The organism is Poinsettia branch-inducing phytoplasma str. JR1 (assembly GCF_000309465.1).
Taxonomy (GTDB): Bacteria; Bacillota_I; Bacilli_A; order Acholeplasmatales; family Acholeplasmataceae; genus Phytoplasma; species Phytoplasma pruni.
This window is the reverse complement of sequence record NZ_AKIK01000139.1, coordinates 1-763: the sequence shown is the minus strand read 5'-3', so window position 1 is coordinate 763 and position 763 is coordinate 1. Positions and strand designations below refer to the sequence as shown.

The following is a 763-nucleotide window of genomic DNA, read 5'->3' as shown; positions in this document are numbered from 1 at the left end:
AAATGTCCTTATCGTGATGAAAATAACAACATATCAATATCATGGAATGGCTTTTTATCCAACAAAGAAGTACCCTTAAACTACTGGGCTCAAGTTCAATGTCAACTCTATTGTTCTCAAGCTAAATTTGCTTTTTTCTTAGTTTATTTTAACGATAATGATTATCATGTAGTCAGAATTTACTTAGATAATAATTTTATTACCAAAATGATTCAAGATAGCAAACAATATTTAAAACTTTTATCAAATGCCAAACAAGAATTATCACAAACAACTTATTTAAAACGATTAAGTAAATTGAAAACTTTTTAACTAACCAAGACTCTTTTATAAGGGTCTTTTTTATGTATACCCCCAGCAAATCAAAGAAAGTGAGAATAATGATCAAGATGAACAAATACGACATAATCCAAGCAAAATACCAACAAAAACATTATGCCTCTAAATTCCAAAAAAATCAATACAAACCGCAAAAGCATAAATTATTAGGAAAACCACGTAACAACCCTTTATCACGATTAAAAACCAGACGCATTACTATTACTTTCAAAAACCGAAAATATAAATAAAAAAAACAACAACAACTGGCAAGGGCATAAACTAAAAATCAAATAAAGGAGACATACATGCCAAACCAAATTAAAAAATTAGAAAAACAAATTAAACATTTTAAAAAATTTCATAATATTTTTCATCGCCTTATTTTAAATATTATGATAGAAATGTCAAAACATTACAAAAAATGGAAAATATGGCTTTAATT

2 protein-coding genes and 1 pseudogene are annotated in these 763 nt (G+C 26.3%); all 3 read left to right on the top strand.

Annotated elements, in window-relative coordinates:
* A pseudogene (locus ON17_RS02690) lies at nt 1-312 on the top strand (endonuclease); the annotation flags it as partial.
* Nucleotides 313-380: 68 nt separating this feature from the next.
* A complete protein-coding gene (locus tag ON17_RS02685) occupies nt 381-569 on the top strand; it encodes a hypothetical protein (RefSeq protein WP_017191965.1) in 189 nt (62 codons plus the stop codon).
* A 57-nt stretch (nt 570-626) separates the two neighbouring features.
* Nucleotides 627-761: a hypothetical protein gene (locus ON17_RS03935; protein WP_017191964.1), complete on the top strand. Its 135-nt coding sequence runs from the start codon at nt 627-629 to the stop codon at nt 759-761.
* The last annotated feature ends 2 nt before the right edge of the window (nt 762-763 follow it).